Raw genomic sequence first — 16,496 nt, 5'->3', positions numbered from 1 at the left:
TTTTAATTGTCACAATTCTTTGCGAAATCTGGGAAGCTGCCCTTTCTGCAATGATACTGTCATAATTAATCTTTGTAATAAGGCTTGTCATAAATATAAAACGGTCCACCGTTAACTGATAGGGTATTGCGTTGTGAAAGATGACTACATTTTAATCGTCGATGATGAGCTTCCAATTCGTGAAATGATCCATACTGCCCTGGATATGGCAGGCTTTAATTGTCTGGAGGCAGAAGATGCCAAGCAGGCCCATCAAATGATTGTGGATCAGCGTCCGGCACTTATCCTGTTAGACTGGATGATGCCCGGTGGCGTCAGTGGTGTCGATCTGTGCCGCCGGCTGAAACGTGATGAAAGCCTGTCGGAAATTCCGGTGATTATGCTCACCGCACGTGGTGAAGAAGATCATAAGGTGCAAGGTCTGGATGCCGGTGCCGATGACTACATGACCAAGCCATTTTCCACCCGTGAACTGGTCTCTCGGATCAAAGCTGTGCTGCGTCGTACCAATGGCCTGAGCAATGACAAGAATATTGATGCCAACGGCCTGGTGCTGGACCCGGTCAGCCAGCGCGTCAGCTTTGGTGACACCCTTCTGGATATGGGACCGACCGAATATCGCCTGCTGGCCTTCTTTATGACCCATCCGGAACGTGCCTATACCCGTGCCCAGCTGCTGGATCAGGTGTGGGGCGGTAGCGTCTATATTGAAGACCGGACCATTGACGTACATATCCGTCGCCTGCGCAAGGTACTGGAACCGTATGGGGCTGACCGTTATGTACAGACCGTACGTGGTACCGGTTACCGTTTCTCTACCCGTGCCGATGTTGCCCTCGGCTAATCTGACTTAGGTAAATCCTGCTTTATGTATAAACCCTACCCTGTTCCTGAAATGGCCCGTGGACACAAGATGCCTCGCTCCAACAGCCTCTGGGATTTTGCCAAGCAGGATTTACGTCTACTGGCTGGTTTTCTGCTGATCGGCAGCCTAATCGGGTTCGGGATCGGCTATTTCTGGGTCTGTATCGTGCTGGCTTTTGTAGCTTTTTTTGCCACGCAGATCCGTTCCTTGTATCTGGTCAATGACTGGATTTCCAACCGTCCATATGATGTACCACCCAAGATCAATGGCATCTGGGGTGCCTTGTTGTTTAACGTCTATCAGGCTCAACGACAGGAACGCATTGTTCAGGCAGAAATGGTGGAACTGATTGATCGTGCCCAATCTTCACTGGTTGCACTTCAGGAAGCAGTAATTCTGATTGATGATAAGCAGCAGATTGAATGGTGGAATCCCGCTGCAGAGCGTCTGCTGGGTCTCAAAGCAGAAGACAAAGGTTGCAATATCCTGACACTGCTCTCTCAACCGGAATTTATTGAATACTACCATCATATAGATGATGCTCCGGATGGCCTGAAAATGCAGTCTCCGGTTGTGGAAGACCATTATGTGCAGATCAAGATGACCCGTTTTGGTGGCGAAAGCCGCCTGCTGGTCGCTTATGACGTGACCCGGATGCATAATCTGGAGCAGATGCGTAAGGACTTTGTCGACAACATTTCCCACGAACTGCGTACCCCGCTGACCGTACTCAGCGGCTATATCGAAACCTTTACCGATCAGGAAGATATCAGTCCACGCTGGAAACGCGCCTTTGACCAGATGCAGTCCCAGACCCGGCGTATGAATGCACTGGTGAATGACCTGCTGCTGCTGTCGCGCCTGGAAAATGACAAAAATCTGGCCAAGAACCAGATCATCGACATGCCGAGCCTGATGAACCAGCTGTTTGATGATGCCCAGGCCTATAACGTGGACTATGGCCATACCCTGAATCTGGATATCGACAGCCACTGCGACCTGATTGGCTCGGATATGGAAATTGCCAGTGCCTTCAGTAACCTGATTACCAATGCGATTAAATATACCCCGAAAGGTGGTACCGTAACCATGGGCTGGCATGATGATGGTGAATCTGCCTATTTTGTGGTACAGGATACCGGGATCGGAATCAATACCAAACACCTGCCCCGTCTGACCGAACGTTTCTACCGGGTGGATTCTGACCGGAGCCGCCGTACCGGGGGTACTGGGCTGGGACTTGCGATTGTAAAACACGTGCTGATGCAGCATCAGGCCCAACTGGTGATTGAATCCAAGGAAAATGAAGGCTCGACCTTTAAAGTCATTTTCCCCAAAGAACGACTCAGTTTCCCGGATTAATTCAAAAGCGATTTAAATCAAAAGGTGCCTTTAAGCACCTTTCTTTTCGGAAAATTTTTAACGTAAAACTTCTTCTTTAGACATCGCCCGGAAATAGGCTGGGCGATGGGAAAGTCTATCCAGATAAGCCTCAATCGCCGGATAACGCTTGCCGGTACGCGTCAATATTGCTTCCAGTGGAAAACTCATCTGGATATCGGCAAAGCTGAAACGGCCAGCAAAATATTCATGCTCACTCAGGTAATCTTCCAGATAGTGAATATGCTCTCGAAGGCGGGGCTGGATAAACTGCTTTTTTACCCCGCTGGTAATTTGTCTTGCAAATGGTCGGAACAGAAAAGGGGCATGTTTCTCGACTGAGTTCATTACCAACTGCATGACCAGAAGTGGCATCAGTGAACCTTCAGAATAATGCATCCAGTAACGGTATTGCTGTCTGGCTGCTGCAGTCAAGGGTTGGAATTCCATTGCCGTATCATAGGCTTCCTGTAGATACTGCAAAATCACTGCAGATTCGACCAGTACCAAGTCATCATCAATCAGGATCGGCGCTTTGCCTAATGGGTGAATCATTTTCAGTTCTGAGGGTGCGGCAAAATTGGGTAGGCGTCGGTGATATTTAATTTCATAATCCAGCCCCAGTTCTTCCAGCGCCCATAGAATACGGAAAGATCGGGACTGTTCGAGATGGTGCAGGATACGCATAGTTGACTCTTTATTATTCTGATTGTTCGTGTTGCCATCAGCATAGCAAAAACAGGGGCTACACCGTGAGATGGGTGAAGCATCAAATTACATTTCATCTACTTTTAAATAAATCTGTTCACATCAAAGATGTTCGAATCTCTAGACTCCGGAGCAATGTTTTGGTCACTGGGGTTTTCTGACAGATGTCCAGAATTTTCTGCTGCCATTCTGCATCTAATTTATTTTGAAAACTTAGGCGACGTTCAATCCATTCCTGCCCTTCTTTGTTACTGAAAAAGTCTGCCTCGACCTGAAATTCACCCAATTCAACGCCCTTATGCTGGGCATATATACGTAAGGTAATCATGGTGCAAGAAATCAGGCTGGCCAGTAGAAAATCATACGGCGCCGGACCGCTGTCCTGGCCGCCAAAACTTTCTGGTTTATCCGTCAAATATTGATGCTTGCCATGACTGATTCGCCCCTGCCACGGCGTTTCCAGACTATGCACCTGAGCAGTTGCAATGATTGCCATCCTCGTTGTCCTTTATTCTTATTTGGAAGCACGCATACGTTCTGGAAAAGCTGGCGCTTCCAGACGCGGGCCATCATATTCTGGAATTGAGCCAAAACGCTCATGCCCCATCATCCACTGTTCACGGGCCACTTTCAGTTCTTCCATATCTCGACCAACCAGATTCCACCACAGCAGGATAGGCGTCTCAAAAGGCTCACCACCCAGAAGCAAGATCCGGCTGCCGGCATGAATCTCGACCTGCACCTGCTCCAGGCCCGGTTCCAGAATCACCATATTGTCATCGGTCAGCTCATGCCCATTAATACTGGCTGTGCCCTCAAGTGCCAGAAAGCCATACTCGAATTTTGGATTCAGTAGCAATACGGCCCGGGTACTGTCAGCCGAATATAAATCAACCCCAAGCAGTTCACTATGCACTTTGACTGGTGATTGTGCAGTCAGGAATTTCCCGACCAATACCGTAAATTCAATGCCCTGATCTGTCACCACCGGTAATTCCGGATAATGCTCAAACGCTGGTGCCATATTGATTAAATCATCTGGTAGTGCAATCCACAGCTGGGCAGCATGTATATGGGTTTCGGTTTCCGGTGCCACTTCGGCATGAGAAATGCCATAACCCGCTGTCATCAGATTGACCTGACGCGGGCGCAACAGCTGCTGATTCCCCAAACTGTCATAATGCATCATGGTGCCTTCAATCATCCAAGTAAAAGTCTGCAAGCCAATATGTGGATGTGGGCCGATATCCAGACCATCTCCCTGTGGAAAATGTGCCGGACCAGCATGATCCAGAAAGCACCAGGCCCCGATCATGCGTTTATGCTTGCTCGGCAAGGCGCGTTTGATCACCGTACCCTGACCGATTTCCGCACGGCGTAATGGAAATTCCGTAACAAACTGATTGACGTATTTAATACAGTCATCTGAATTGAAAATTTCGGTCTCATTATTATTCGACATGATTCGGCTCACTCAGCTAGGTTAAAAGATCAGAGCATTTCGATTCCATGAATAGCCAGCATCACAGGATTATGTTTCTCAGTTTTAGGATTATCCAGTTTTACCACTTCGATAGCTGTGCTCGATCTCATTTATTCTTGTCATAGGCTCAAGCTGATTTTAAGCAACATTTTCCAGCTCAGTTGTTGCTGTTTTGCAAAGAGGATTCTTGCGTATTTTTAATACAATATTGATTCATTCCAGGTCGATTTTCTTCTAAAAAATGCCTAAATTTGCACCAAATTGTTTCACGTGAAACGGAATTTATGCTAATTTATGATTTAATAAATAACACTTTATAAAAATTATGCGAAATAAGTCACACTTATCATCCATATTTAAATCTTTTGTTACTTTTTCCTGTTCCATCCATCGCAATCCTCCCCAATTAGGGTAGCTCTTATTCATTCCAATTTGCTCATAATATGAGCTTATTAAATTCTGGGCCTGATTATGTCTTTTGCTGACCGTAAGTTGTATAGCTCTCATACCAACTTGCACAACCTCAGTGAACATGCTTCAGAAAATATGAAACTTTCTGAACATGAACTAAATAACCGCCAAGTGATCGAACACGCACTTGCGAATCAGCATGCCTGCATTCCAGCCCCATTCCAACCGCGCTTTTATGAGTATCTGTACCAGCATACTTATCAAAGCTTGCGCCACATCCATTTACTGGGTCAGCTGGCCTTTTTACTATATTTCTTTGCCGATCTATTCATTATCCCGGATCTCGCTTTAATCTCCGGACTGACACGTGTCGGAGTGGCACTCGGTCTATGGCTAATTTCTGAGCTGCTCTTCCGCCACAGCAAAGACATCCGGCTGCTGGACACGATCATGCCAATTGCCACGACCCTCTGTGCCGGCATCTGGATGATCATGCTGGTTACCTCCACCAGTCCACATGTGGCGAATTATTTATATGCTTCGGCCATCTTTCTGTTGATCATTCATCTCAGTACCAAGGTGCAGTTCAAGGTTTCCTTATACTGCTCGCTCTTTATCGGTCTGTTTGTATTGATCACCATGACTCAGATCATGACACTGTCAGAAGCATTTACTTTTGCGGTGGTACTAACTCCAATCCTGCTGTTTAGCGTCTACATGAACTGGACCAATATCATCAACATGCGCCGAACGTTTTTAAGGACCCTGCTGGATGAATGGAATTACCATGCGGTACGCAAACTTGCACATACTGATGATCTGACCCAGCTCTACAATCGCCGACATTTTGTCAATCTGGCGGAGCATAGCATCCATGAATGGCCTACTCCCTCTTCCAGCTGTCTACTGATGTTTGATGTCGATCATTTCAAACAGATTAATGATAACTATGGGCATGATGTTGGTGACCGGGTACTCCAGGTGATTGCTGAAACCACACGCAAAGAAATGCGGCATAGCGATGTACTGGCCCGTTTTGGTGGTGAGGAGTTTATTGTGCTGCTCTCTGATACCCAGCTACAGGATGCGCTGCTAATTGCAGAACGGATCCGCCATTCCATTCAGCGCCAGCATGTACCTGTGCAGGAGAATCCACCTCTGCAATTTACTGTCTCCATTGGCATTGCTGAACTGGAATCGCCTAGCCAAAGTCTGGATGAACTGATTAAACAGGCGGATATTGCGCTCTATGCAGCCAAACGGGCAGGACGTAACCGGATCAGAGTGTATCGCCCGGAGATGCAATCTGCACCATCAAAAACATCCCAATCCATAACCTCGTAAAGCCCTATCAATTTTTCCAGTAAAAATTTCTCTATCCATTATGTTTTTATTGTCTATTTTTGAATTTTTCAGATTAAAAAGTTGTAACGAAACATGTGTATTTTAATTCCCTACTTTTAAAATGGAATATTAAAGAATAGAATGATTTTTATACAAAATTACGACACAAATAATATAATTTTTCTGATGGGGATGGCTGAATGCCGCATGAACTTCATAAGGAATCGCGCCTCCTGATCCAGGAAGCACTTAAAGACCCACTTGTGCGTATTCCCCGTGCACTCAAGTCCGACTATTACTCGCATCAAAAAGGTTTGCACCTGAAATATTTGCTTCAGGTCAACCTGTTTGCCCAGTTTGCCTATGCCTCCTATACCCTTGCAGATATTTATGTGCTGACTGATGTTCATACGCTGCTGATCATTACCAAGCTGGGTTTTACCGTACTGATGACTCTGCTCACGATCTGGATCTATCATCACAAGCAGAATTTGCCCTTATTTGATTTATTACTACCCACATCCATTATTGGGGCCAGCGCGGTCTGGTTTTTTAATTTAAACCAGTCTGAAAGTCCCTATACCCAGATTTATCAATATGCTTCGCTGGTTTTTATCGTACTGGCCAATTTGAGTGTGCATGTGCATTTCAAGCCATCGCTGATCACCTCCGCCCTGATTACCTTGATGATCTATATCGGTGTGTATTTCAATGTCGACGGGGACAGGCAACAGCTAATTTTGTTTTCCCTGATTTACCTGCCGGTACTGAGTTTCAGTATCTATATCAGCTGGAATTCGACCCTAAAATCCAGGATCGTGTTTTTACAGCACACGCTGAATGAATATAACCGTCAGGCCTTTGAGCATATGGCACATACCGATTCACTGACCGGTTTGAATAACCGCCGTTCTTTTGAATATCTGGCGCATCGGCATTTACTGAGTATCGTTGAGGAAGATCATCCAGACCCGACTTCACTGATTGTGTTTGATGTCGATCATTTTAAAAAGATTAATGACAACTATGGGCATGATATTGGCGACAAGGTCCTAAAAATCATTGCCGAAACCGCCTGTAGTGAAATGCGTCCTACCGATATTCTGGCACGCTATGGTGGTGAGGAATTTATTGCACTGCTCCCGAATACTCATCTGGATGATGCATTAAAAATTGCCGACGGCTTAAGACAGCGGATTGAAAGAACCGAGGTCGCGATTGATCAGCAGCAATCTTTAAGATTTACCATTTCAGTCGGAGCTGCGATTTTAGAAACCTGTGAAAATGATCTATATACCTTGATCAAACAGGCGGATATTGCGCTGTATCAGGCCAAAGCCAATGGCCGGAACCGGGTGGAGCACTATGATCCTTTCGTGAGTCCAATTCTGGAGCCACAAGTGCATGGTTCCTGGAGTAATGACCGTCCGATAAAAATCGTTGGCGAGTAACTAGAAATTATCTTCATCAAAACGGTCTTGGTCGATTTTATAGATATGAAAACTCCGTTCGATCTGCACACCAAGACCAAATTCGATCATGAGTGTTGTGAGCTTGTCTCCATCAATTAAAACAATGCCTGATTTCTTTGCAGACTCAATTGCTTCTTTACTGAAATTAGAAGTCGTAATAAATACCCCTTTCTTTGCAACTTGGTCAGCTAAAGCACCTTTAAATTGCTGGATATCAGGACGACCTACGGTATTTTCCCAACGTTTCGCCTGAATATAGATTTTATCTAAACCTAAGCGATCTTCACTGATGACACCATCAATCCCACCATCGTTAGTTTTACCAATTGCTTGTGCAGCATCCTGATGTGAACCGCCATAGCCCATCGCTACAAGCAGATCGACAACAAGTTGTTCAAAAAACTTAGGAGAATTTGCTTTAATTTTTTCTAATAGTTCTTCTTTTAATGATTGATTTAGTTCTTTTGAAGCTATTTCAATAATTTCCTCTGGTGTTTGCTCTTCTTCAGATCCCGTACTTTCCTGAGCTAACTCTTTATTCTTGGCACGAAATTCCCTAAAACTTGGATAAGTTGAAAGTATCTTATTACTAAACTTCTGAATAGAATTTAAATTTAATTCGTTACCTATTGATGTAAGCTGAAAATTTTGATTATCAATCGTTTCTATTAACCCAGCTTTTTTTAAATAGGTCTTAGCCCATCTTAATCTATACTGGATTAGATTCTTACCATTTTCCATTTTTAGGTTTTTCTGTTCTTCCGTTAAACCTAAATACTGAATTACTTGATTTAAAGCTTCCTGATTAGAAATCGGTCCTCTTTTATTTTGCATAATATGCATTAAAGGTTTCATTAATTCATAATGTGTAAACATAGCAATATGTTAATTTTATTTTAAAATTTCTATTATTCTAAATTAAAAAGAGCGCCTAAGCGCTCTTTTTAATTTGAAATATTTAGGTCACCCTAAATAGCCTCGAACACAGTTCTCGGCGTAAAACTGGCACGAAGCAGTGCTTCGTGAAAGCCCAGTTTTACTCCCATTCAATCGTTGCAGGTGGTTTAGAAGAAACGTCATAAACCACACGTGAAACTTCAGCAATCTCATTCATGATACGAGTTGAGATCTTGTCAACCAGCTCGTATGGAAGGTGTGCGAAACGTGCTGTCATAAAGTCTACTGTTTCAACTGCGCGCAGTGCGATCACCCATGCATAACGACGACCATCACCAACGACACCAACAGATTTCACCGGTTGGAATACCGCAAATGCTTGGGCAGTCTTATCGTACCAGCCACTTGCACGCAGTTCTTGCATGAAGATGTCATCTGCTAAACGAAGAATGTCAGCATATTCTTTCTTCACTTCACCAAGGATACGTACACCTAGACCTGGGCCTGGGAATGGATGACGGTAAAGCATTTCATGAGGAAGGCCTAAAGTGGTACCCAATTTACGTACTTCATCTTTAAACAGGTCACGTAAAGGTTCAACCAGTTCAAATGCCAGATCTTCTGGTAAGCCACCCACGTTGTGGTGAGATTTGATCACGTGTGCCTTGCCCTGCTTGCTTGCAGCAGATTCGATCACGTCTGGGTAAATCGTACCTTGTGCCAGGAACTTCACGCCATCCAGTTTACGTGCTTCTTCGGCGAATACTTCGATGAACTCACGACCGATGATTTTACGTTTTTTCTCTGGATCGACTTCACCAGCCAGCGCTGAAAGGAAACGGTTTTCAGCATCAGCGCGAATTACACGGATACCCATGTTTTTCGCGAACATGTCCATTACCTGGTCGCCTTCGTTCAGACGCAGCAGACCGTTGTCCACGAATACACAAGTCAGCTGGTCGCCGATCGCACGGTGTAACAGTGCAGCAACCACAGAGGAATCCACACCACCTGACAGGCCAAGCAATACTTTTTCATCACCAATCTGTTCACGCAGTTGTTGAACACGCAGGTCGATGATGTTTTCAGAGTTCCACAGGCTGCGGCAACCACAGATGTTGTGAACGAAGTTAGACAGTAATTCTTTACCTTTAGAAGTATGGGTCACTTCCGGGTGGAACTGGATACCGTAGAAACGACGTTTTTCATCAGACACCATCGCTACCGGGCAGCTTGGTGTGCTGGCAGTAATCTGGAAGCCTTCTGGGATTTGAGTCACTTTGTCACCGTGGCTCATCCAGACTTTCAATTTGTCTGCTGAATCTTCAAGATCGCCAATTAAGCCATCGCGAACTTTAATGTCTACTTCAGCATAACCGAATTCATGTACTGTACCTGGCTCAACCTTACCGCCAAGCTGTGCAGACATGGTTTGCAGACCGTAGCAAATACCTAATACTGGAACGCCCAGCTTGAATACGATTTCAGGTGCGCGTGGGCTGCCTTCTTCGTGTACGCTCTCAGGACCACCAGACAGGATGATGCCGTTTGGATTAAATGCACGAATGTCTTCTTCAGACATGTCATAGGCAAACATTTCAGAATATACGCCAGATTCACGTACGCGACGTGCAATCAACTGACTATATTGAGAACCGAAATCCAAAATCAGGATACGATCTTCAGTGATTTGAGTATTGGTAGTCATGACAAACAACTATAGAAAGGCAAACGAAAGATAAGCGCCGTATTCTATCATTTTTCGCCGCATTAAGCACACTATTCGCACAGGACAAATATTTAGTTGATTGGAATATAATTCTTCAGTGTTTAACGAATCATTTCTGAAGATAAGAAATAGAAAAATTATTGTAAATAATCAGCTTCCGATATCCTCTATTAACTGGAATAGAGGATATCACCTGTTTGAATTATTATTTGGGATTAAATGGGAGAGTAATTTAGAGATTTCGGACAGCACTGCTGTAGGCCTAAATTAAGACAAGAGCTATGCTCGTGCCAGTAGCTCATTTATCCTTTATTAATGCTGGTTGTACCACTGCCACTGTTGATGTTTACCGGGTATTTTTTCCAGTTTTTCAACATCAATAATGGGAGCTTGACCGCTTTGGACATTCACTTCACCGACGATATTGACCTGATCTCCTGCTTTTAATCTGAGAGGTTTCCACACCTCATCATCTACGTCGATTTCGATAGTTCCGCTGCCATCCTTAAATTGAAAATGATCACCTTTTGTTCGTTTAACAATAACACCCGATAGGGTTACCGCTGTTTCATCTGCCAGTTGTTTTGCTTGCGCAACACTCACTGTATTTTGAGCCGCTTCCCTTAACATCGCAGCTTCACGCTGTCCGGCCCAAGATGCGGTAGCAAACATGGTACTGGTAAGAAACACTACCAATAACATTTGCTTCATGATTGAGTCCACTATGTAGCTTCATCAGGCAATATTGAAACAGACTTTTTGGCTGTTGTATCCGGTTTTTATGTGACCCAAATCACTTTTCTGTAAACAGCTATTTCAGGTTTTAAGCCTGTTTTTCAGATGAAATTGAAGCCAAATTCAAGTGACTGATAGGATTAGAAATTAAGAATCAATATGAAAAAGGAAACCCTATCTGACTGACAGAATTCCCCTTTTATCTTTGCTATTTCACCCGTTCAATCTGAATCACATCAATATCCGTGGGCTGGTCACTATGGACGTCTACTTCACCTAAGATACGAACCTTGTCACCTGCTTTCAGTTGGAGGGATTTCCATTGTTCGTCATCGACTTCAATCACGATGGAACCGGTTTTATCTTTAAGTTCAAATTCATCACTTTGCGTCGCCAGCTGCCTGACAATCTCGCCATTTAGCGTTACGCCAGTTTCATCTGGCAGCGTTTGAGCCTGAGCAACCGTCACAGTATTGGTTTTTGCTTCCACCAGAATGGCTTCATCAGTTTTTGCCCACAGGAAGGAGCCAGATGTAGCAAGCAAGATGCTGCATAGCATATATTTTTTCATTTTCTGTCCTTTTTTTATTTTTATCGTTGTATAAGGATCAAGCCGATGCGGCTTTTCACCGCATCTCGATAACACACAACTATTATATCGGAAGTGTTAGATTCTGCGGTATTGCGTGATTTTTCTCGTCATCAGATGGTCCAGACTAAACTGCCCCGCCCCATGCAAAAACACGAATAATAGTCCACCGGTCATGGCAACATTCTTCATCAAATGAATGTTATCGTCCGGTGTTCCTGAACCATGAAAGATAAAGCCACAGATAAACGTAAAGACTGCCAAAGCCAGCGCTGCCAGACGTGCCTGAACGCCGAACAGGAGGGCGAGCCCGCCACCACCTACCAGCAGGATGCTTAAGGGCAGTAATTCACTGGGCACATGAAACGATTCCATATAGCCTGCCGTAGCATCGTAGTTCTGGATTTTCATCCAGGCCGAACCGATAAAAATAAAGGAGATAAATACACGTGCGACAAAGTTAATCAAGGCTTCAGTGGCAGAATTGAGAAAGACTTTTTGTAAGGTCAAATCAGGATTTAACATGGGAGTCACCTTTGATTTTTCTTCTCATGACCCATTTATGCTATGCCTGTTTTTAAACGGCTTCCGCAATAATTTGTAAGTTCAACATTTGGTATTTTGGGCAAGGATCCCGCTTTAATTTATTTGCTTTCTGCTACTGACTTTCCTGCCCCGGACTGTTAGCATTTCAGGCATATTTTTGCTTGTACTCGCCTCATGGAATTGCTCGATTTTATCTTACACGTTGATGACCACCTGCTTGAATTCATCACCAATTACGGGGTGTGGATTTATGCGATTCTCTTCCTGATTATCTTTGTGGAAACGGGGCTGGTGGTGATGCCGTTCCTGCCGGGGGACAGCCTGTTATTTGCTTCAGGTGCGCTGGCAGCATCGACTGGTGCAATGGATCCATGGGTGCTGATTCCCCTGCTCTTCTTGGCCGCTGCGCTGGGGGATACGCTGAATTATCATATTGGTAAATTTATCGGCCCACGCGTATTTGAAATCGAGTCGCGCTTTATCAATAAAAAGCACCTGCTAGCGACACAGCAATTCTTTGCCAAACACGGTGGCAAGACCATTATTTTTGCCCGTTTCATCCCTTTTGCTCGTACCTTTGCACCATTTGTGGCAGGTGCCGGTAGCATGCACTATAAATATTTCCTGACCTATAACGTGATTGGCGCTTTCTGCTGGATTACGTCCTTTGTCGTGCTGGGTTATCTGTTTGGCAATATGCCAATCGTCAAAGACAACTTCACTCATCTGATCTTCGGCATCATTATTATTAGTGTGTTGCCGGGCGTGTTTGGCTATATCCAGCAAAAATTCAAAAAGAACAAACCGGCTTAACAGTGAAAAAATGCTGATCAGTTAAACAGGCTAATCATAAGCGGAATCAGACACAGCAACAGAAATAAGGCCGACCCTTTATACAAGAGGTCGGTTTTTCTTTTTTCAGAAGCGCCGGAAAGCAGTGCTTGACCAAAGGACATCCAGAAGCCAAACACAGGCAGGGTTACCAGACTAAAGGCCGCAAAGACCAGCACAAAATTGGTGACATTGTCCCAGGTTTCGTCGGGGAAAATACCGGCCGCGAACAGCACCGCTTTGGGATTTTTTAAGGTGGCAGCAAACATCTGACTGGGACGGATCAGGGGATGTTTGCGATTATGGTTTTCCAGTTGCTGCACTTTAAACAACCGGAAGGTCATCCAGCACACCAGAATCAGACTCAGTACATAGAGCATGACCCTGAAATTTGGCCAGTACGGTGTGGCCAGATGGATCAGTAAGGCCCACAGGTTAATCGCATAAAAATAGCCAAACAGAATCGCCGGAATATATAAACTGGTTTTGGCCTGACCGTGCTGGTGTGCAGCACTGGCCACCATGGCATTGCCCGGCCCTGGAATCATTAAGACTGCAATCACCGGCAAGACAAAAATCCAGTTTTCGATCATACGCAAACTTACCCCAAAGAATGGCGCAACATTAACGAATATGAGCAATGTATAACAAGATGAAAATTCTTGTAAAACTGCTCCCAGCAGTCATTCCCGTGTATTTTCTATGCAAAATACTGGCTTCAGCTGGAATACACTGCTAAAAAATGCCGACCAGAGTCAGCACTTAAGGGTAGAGAAAAGCTTATTTCGCTGCCGCCTTGCGGACAATCAATGGACAGCCTTTGTAACGGGCAGCTTGTACAATCGCTTCCTGCTCACCAAGCAGGCGTGCCAGCTCGGTTTTCTTGGTATTGGAAGATTGGCCCATATTCACGGAAATGCTCGGTCCAATGCCCCAGCCACCGTGACTACCCCAGCCGCCACCGACACCGACGCCAACCCCCACACCGGTACGCTTCGGCGGTTGTACACCATTGTCGATATACTGCTGGATGCGGTTATATTCACCCTGCATCTGTCCGCAGTCAAAAGACTGGTATTGCGTAGGAGAGACATAGGTTGGCTTCACCGTCGAAGCACAAGCACTGAGTAAGGCCATCATAGCCACCCCTAGTAGGCTGAGTTTTACGAGTTTCATAAAGCACTCATCAGATTATTTTTGCTCAATCTCATTGAACAACGATTGATAGGCCTGCGTCAATTTATGATCAGTAGCCAGATGAATCAGTGGCTGATTTTTCTGATGCGATTCTTTCATGATCACGGATGGTGGTAGCATGCTGTCCAGTACAGGCAAGCCTTCATCTTTGAGCTGCTGGACCACTTCACGCGGCAGCTTGGCCTGCGCCTGAAACTGATTGACCACAATGCCTTCAATCTCCAGACGGTCATTATGATCGTCCTGAGTTTCAATGACATTTTCAATCAGGGTATGCAGCGCACGTTTCGAGAATACATCACAGTCAAATGGAATCAGTACTCGATCTGCTGCAATCAAAGCAGATAGGGTAAAGAAGTTGAAAGCTGGCGGCGTATCGATAAATACCCGGTCATATTGTCCAGACAATTGCTGCAGCGCGTCGCGCAGCTTGTAGATTTTATGCTTAGATTCCAAAGCATAAGCTAGTTCACCTAAACTCGGGCTGGCCGGAATCACATCCAGATGCTTGAAAGGTGACTGGTGCAGATAGCTTTCCAGCCCTTTGGCACGGGTCTTTAAAATTGTGCCAATGGCATTACCAATCAGGCTTTTGTTTTGCTGTGCACCCAGTACATCTTCAAAATAGTTTTCAATATTGGGTTCTAATGCCGGTTTGTTTTCTGAATAGGTCGCATCGTCACCCAACAGGTACTGGCTGGAATTGGCCTGCGGATCAAGATCGATCAATAATGTCCGCAATCCTTCATGAGCACTGATTGCTGCCAGATTTACGGCAATACTGGACTTGCCTACCCCACCTTTCTGATTAAACACCACACGTGTACGCATTAAAACCCCCTATTATTTTTATATCTTTTTAAAATTTGCCTAATTGATAAATGATTTAGCCAAAAGTTGGCTTGATGATCACCAAAACAATAATTGCAATTAATGAAATGACTGCAATAACCAGGCCAGCGCGACGCTGTACCAGCAGGATCGAATCATCCTTTTTATAGGCTTTACCTAGAGAAGAAATCATCACCAGGAACAGAATAACCTTGGCATAAAACCAGGGCTGAACATCAAAATTCTTCAGGAACAGCGCAATGATACCGGTCAGGGCAATCACAGCCAGCGCTAGATGCTGCAAAGCCACCAATGGCTTACGTGCAACCGGATTAGGTAAGTTGCCTTGAGTTCCAACAAACAAAGTCATAGCACGAGCCAGAATGGCAACAATCGCCAGCCCGGCCGCAGACATATGGATAATTTTTACTAGTAACTGAGTGTCCATATGTTCCTCTTAAGATTTTGGCGCATGTGCGCATTCAGGACTGCTGGTGTCCTGCCCTACCCATTCTTCTGGCAGAAATGCATGAATCGCCAATGCATGGATTTTTTCCGGACTAAGCAAATCACCTACTGCCGCATAAACTTTCTGATGACGTTGTACCTGACGTAGGCCCGCAAAAGCTTCACTAACAATCACGGCCTTAAAATGCGATTCTTTACCGGGATAATAACCGCCATGGCCAGAGGACTCATTGACCACTTCTAGATAAGTTGGAGACAGTGTAGCAAGGCGTTCTCTTAATGCTTGTTCGATACTCATGGCGTTCTCCACGATAAAAAGATTAAAACTGTTTTCAGTATACCTTGTTCTTTCTGGAGTTTTATCTTTATGAATCGTAATCGAATGGTGCCAAGGCACTGTTTTAACAAAATTTTGCATAAATTTTGTCTAATCTTAAAAGCGAATAGCCAGAATTGATTTTATTTTATGCAAACGATGCAAGATTTTTCATAAAGTTATTGACCCTGTTTTTGCATGCTGTATTATACACGGCATGCGGGAATAGCTCAGTTGGTAGAGCACAACCTTGCCAAGGTTGGGGTCGCGAGTTCGAGTCTCGTTTCCCGCTCCAGATTCTTTTTTGTTTAATTTTTTATAGTAAAAAATTAATCGACCCTGCGGGAATAGCTCAGTTGGTAGAGCACAACCTTGCCAAGGTTGGGGTCGCGAGTTCGAGTCTCGTTTCCCGCTCCAAATTCTAAAAGCCCTCATCGAAAGATGGGGGCTTTTTTCTTGTTGATTTTAAATAACATTTTTTCTTTCAGTCTATAAAGCTATCAGCTTCAAAGTGAGTAAAAAGTTAAGTTAGATCAGTTAAGAGTGGGCTTACGTGACCAAAAGTGACCAAAACGTGCCCTATCAATGTCAACTATAGATCAACATGTTTAAGTTTTTGCATGAATTCTACTCAATATGAACTGAGTAATTTTTAAAAAAACCTGAAACACTCGGCAGAGTAAAACTTGAAGTG

The 16,496-nt window shown here is 44.6% G+C and carries 18 protein-coding genes and 2 tRNA genes; 7 read left to right on the top strand and 13 right to left on the bottom strand.

Annotated features, from left to right (window positions below):
* The first annotated feature begins 133 nt into the window (after positions 1–133).
* Positions 134–844 carry a phosphate regulon transcriptional regulator PhoB gene (phoB, locus tag GW12_RS10675; RefSeq protein WP_034587331.1) on the top strand — a complete coding sequence of 237 codons (711 nt, stop codon included), beginning with the start codon at positions 134–136 and terminating at the stop codon, positions 842–844.
* A 24-nt stretch (positions 845–868) separates the two neighbouring features.
* Positions 869–2,227: a phosphate regulon sensor histidine kinase PhoR gene (gene phoR / locus GW12_RS10670; protein WP_034587330.1), complete on the top strand. Its 1,359-nt coding sequence runs from the start codon at positions 869–871 to the stop codon at positions 2,225–2,227.
* Between the two features lie 57 nt (positions 2,228–2,284).
* On the opposite strand, the gene GW12_RS10665 is transcribed toward phoR, so the two are convergent.
* The 3 genes from GW12_RS10665 to GW12_RS10655 form a co-directional block, all read right to left on the bottom strand.
* Positions 2,285–2,932, bottom strand: a complete 648-nt coding sequence (locus GW12_RS10665; RefSeq protein ID WP_034587329.1) for a glutathione S-transferase — start codon at positions 2,930–2,932, stop codon at positions 2,285–2,287.
* A gap of 118 nt (positions 2,933–3,050) precedes the next feature.
* Complete coding sequence (locus GW12_RS10660) at positions 3,051–3,449, bottom strand: OsmC family protein (RefSeq protein WP_034587328.1); 399 nt, start codon at positions 3,447–3,449, stop codon at positions 3,051–3,053.
* An 18-nt stretch (positions 3,450–3,467) separates the two neighbouring features.
* The gene (locus tag GW12_RS10655; protein WP_034587327.1) at positions 3,468–4,415 is read right to left on the bottom strand and encodes a pirin family protein; all 948 of its coding nucleotides are present in this window, start codon (positions 4,413–4,415) and stop codon (positions 3,468–3,470) included.
* 492 nt (positions 4,416–4,907) lie between these two features.
* On the opposite strand from GW12_RS10655, the gene GW12_RS10650 reads away from it, so the two are divergent.
* Together GW12_RS10650 and GW12_RS10645 are read left to right on the top strand one after the other, a co-directional pair.
* Positions 4,908–6,191, top strand: a complete 1,284-nt coding sequence (locus GW12_RS10650) for a diguanylate cyclase (RefSeq protein WP_052127915.1) — start codon at positions 4,908–4,910, stop codon at positions 6,189–6,191.
* 200 nt (positions 6,192–6,391) lie between these two features.
* On the top strand, positions 6,392–7,642 hold the full coding sequence (locus GW12_RS10645) for a GGDEF domain-containing protein (RefSeq protein WP_034587325.1): 1,251 nt from the start codon (positions 6,392–6,394) through the stop codon (positions 7,640–7,642).
* Here the strand turns inward: GW12_RS10645 and GW12_RS10640 are convergent, their stop codons facing one another.
* From GW12_RS10640 to GW12_RS10620, 5 genes are all read right to left on the bottom strand, one after another.
* Entirely contained in the window at positions 7,643–8,539 is an 897-nt protein-coding gene (locus GW12_RS10640; RefSeq protein ID WP_081403492.1) for a restriction endonuclease, read from the bottom strand.
* Positions 8,540–8,699: 160 nt separating this feature from the next.
* Positions 8,700–10,268: a glutamine-hydrolyzing GMP synthase gene (guaA, locus tag GW12_RS10635; RefSeq protein ID WP_034587321.1), complete on the bottom strand. Its 1,569-nt coding sequence runs from the start codon at positions 10,266–10,268 to the stop codon at positions 8,700–8,702.
* Positions 10,269–10,601: 333 nt separating this feature from the next.
* Positions 10,602–11,000: a NirD/YgiW/YdeI family stress tolerance protein gene (locus GW12_RS10630; RefSeq protein ID WP_052127914.1), complete on the bottom strand. Its 399-nt coding sequence runs from the start codon at positions 10,998–11,000 to the stop codon at positions 10,602–10,604.
* Between the two features lie 232 nt (positions 11,001–11,232).
* Complete coding sequence (locus tag GW12_RS10625) at positions 11,233–11,595, bottom strand: NirD/YgiW/YdeI family stress tolerance protein (protein WP_034587320.1); 363 nt, start codon at positions 11,593–11,595, stop codon at positions 11,233–11,235.
* 96 nt (positions 11,596–11,691) lie between these two features.
* Positions 11,692–12,138 carry a DoxX family protein gene (locus tag GW12_RS10620; protein ID WP_034587318.1) on the bottom strand — a complete coding sequence of 149 codons (447 nt, stop codon included), beginning with the start codon at positions 12,136–12,138 and terminating at the stop codon, positions 11,692–11,694.
* Positions 12,139–12,333: 195 nt separating this feature from the next.
* On the opposite strand from GW12_RS10620, the gene GW12_RS10615 reads away from it, so the two are divergent.
* Positions 12,334–12,972, top strand: a complete 639-nt coding sequence (locus tag GW12_RS10615; RefSeq protein ID WP_034587316.1) for a DedA family protein — start codon at positions 12,334–12,336, stop codon at positions 12,970–12,972.
* A gap of 17 nt (positions 12,973–12,989) precedes the next feature.
* Here the strand turns inward: GW12_RS10615 and GW12_RS10610 are convergent, their stop codons facing one another.
* From GW12_RS10610 to GW12_RS10590, 5 genes are all read right to left on the bottom strand, one after another.
* Entirely contained in the window at positions 12,990–13,583 is a 594-nt protein-coding gene (locus tag GW12_RS10610; RefSeq protein WP_034587314.1) for a LysE family transporter, read from the bottom strand.
* 187 nt (positions 13,584–13,770) lie between these two features.
* Entirely contained in the window at positions 13,771–14,166 is a 396-nt protein-coding gene (locus tag GW12_RS10605) for a hypothetical protein (protein WP_034587313.1), read from the bottom strand.
* A gap of 15 nt (positions 14,167–14,181) precedes the next feature.
* Entirely contained in the window at positions 14,182–15,018 is an 837-nt protein-coding gene (locus tag GW12_RS10600) for a ParA family protein (protein WP_034587311.1), read from the bottom strand.
* A gap of 55 nt (positions 15,019–15,073) precedes the next feature.
* Positions 15,074–15,466: a SirB2 family protein gene (locus tag GW12_RS10595; RefSeq protein ID WP_034587310.1), complete on the bottom strand. Its 393-nt coding sequence runs from the start codon at positions 15,464–15,466 to the stop codon at positions 15,074–15,076.
* A 9-nt stretch (positions 15,467–15,475) separates the two neighbouring features.
* On the bottom strand, positions 15,476–15,784 hold the full coding sequence (locus GW12_RS10590) for a BolA family transcriptional regulator (protein ID WP_034587308.1): 309 nt from the start codon (positions 15,782–15,784) through the stop codon (positions 15,476–15,478).
* A 237-nt stretch (positions 15,785–16,021) separates the two neighbouring features.
* On the opposite strand from GW12_RS10590, the gene GW12_RS10585 reads away from it, so the two are divergent.
* Together GW12_RS10585 and GW12_RS10580 are read left to right on the top strand one after the other, a co-directional pair.
* Positions 16,022–16,097 (top strand) — tRNA-Gly (locus tag GW12_RS10585).
* A 46-nt stretch (positions 16,098–16,143) separates the two neighbouring features.
* A tRNA-Gly gene (locus GW12_RS10580) sits at positions 16,144–16,219 on the top strand.
* Positions 16,220–16,496 lie beyond the last annotated feature (277 nt).

Origin of the sequence: Acinetobacter sp. HR7, assembly GCF_000773685.1 — a bacterium.
In the GTDB taxonomy this organism is placed as follows: domain Bacteria; phylum Pseudomonadota; class Gammaproteobacteria; order Pseudomonadales; family Moraxellaceae; genus Acinetobacter; species Acinetobacter thermotolerans.
The sequence above is the reverse complement of the archived record's forward strand: the minus strand, read 5'-3'. Positions and strand labels throughout refer to the sequence as shown.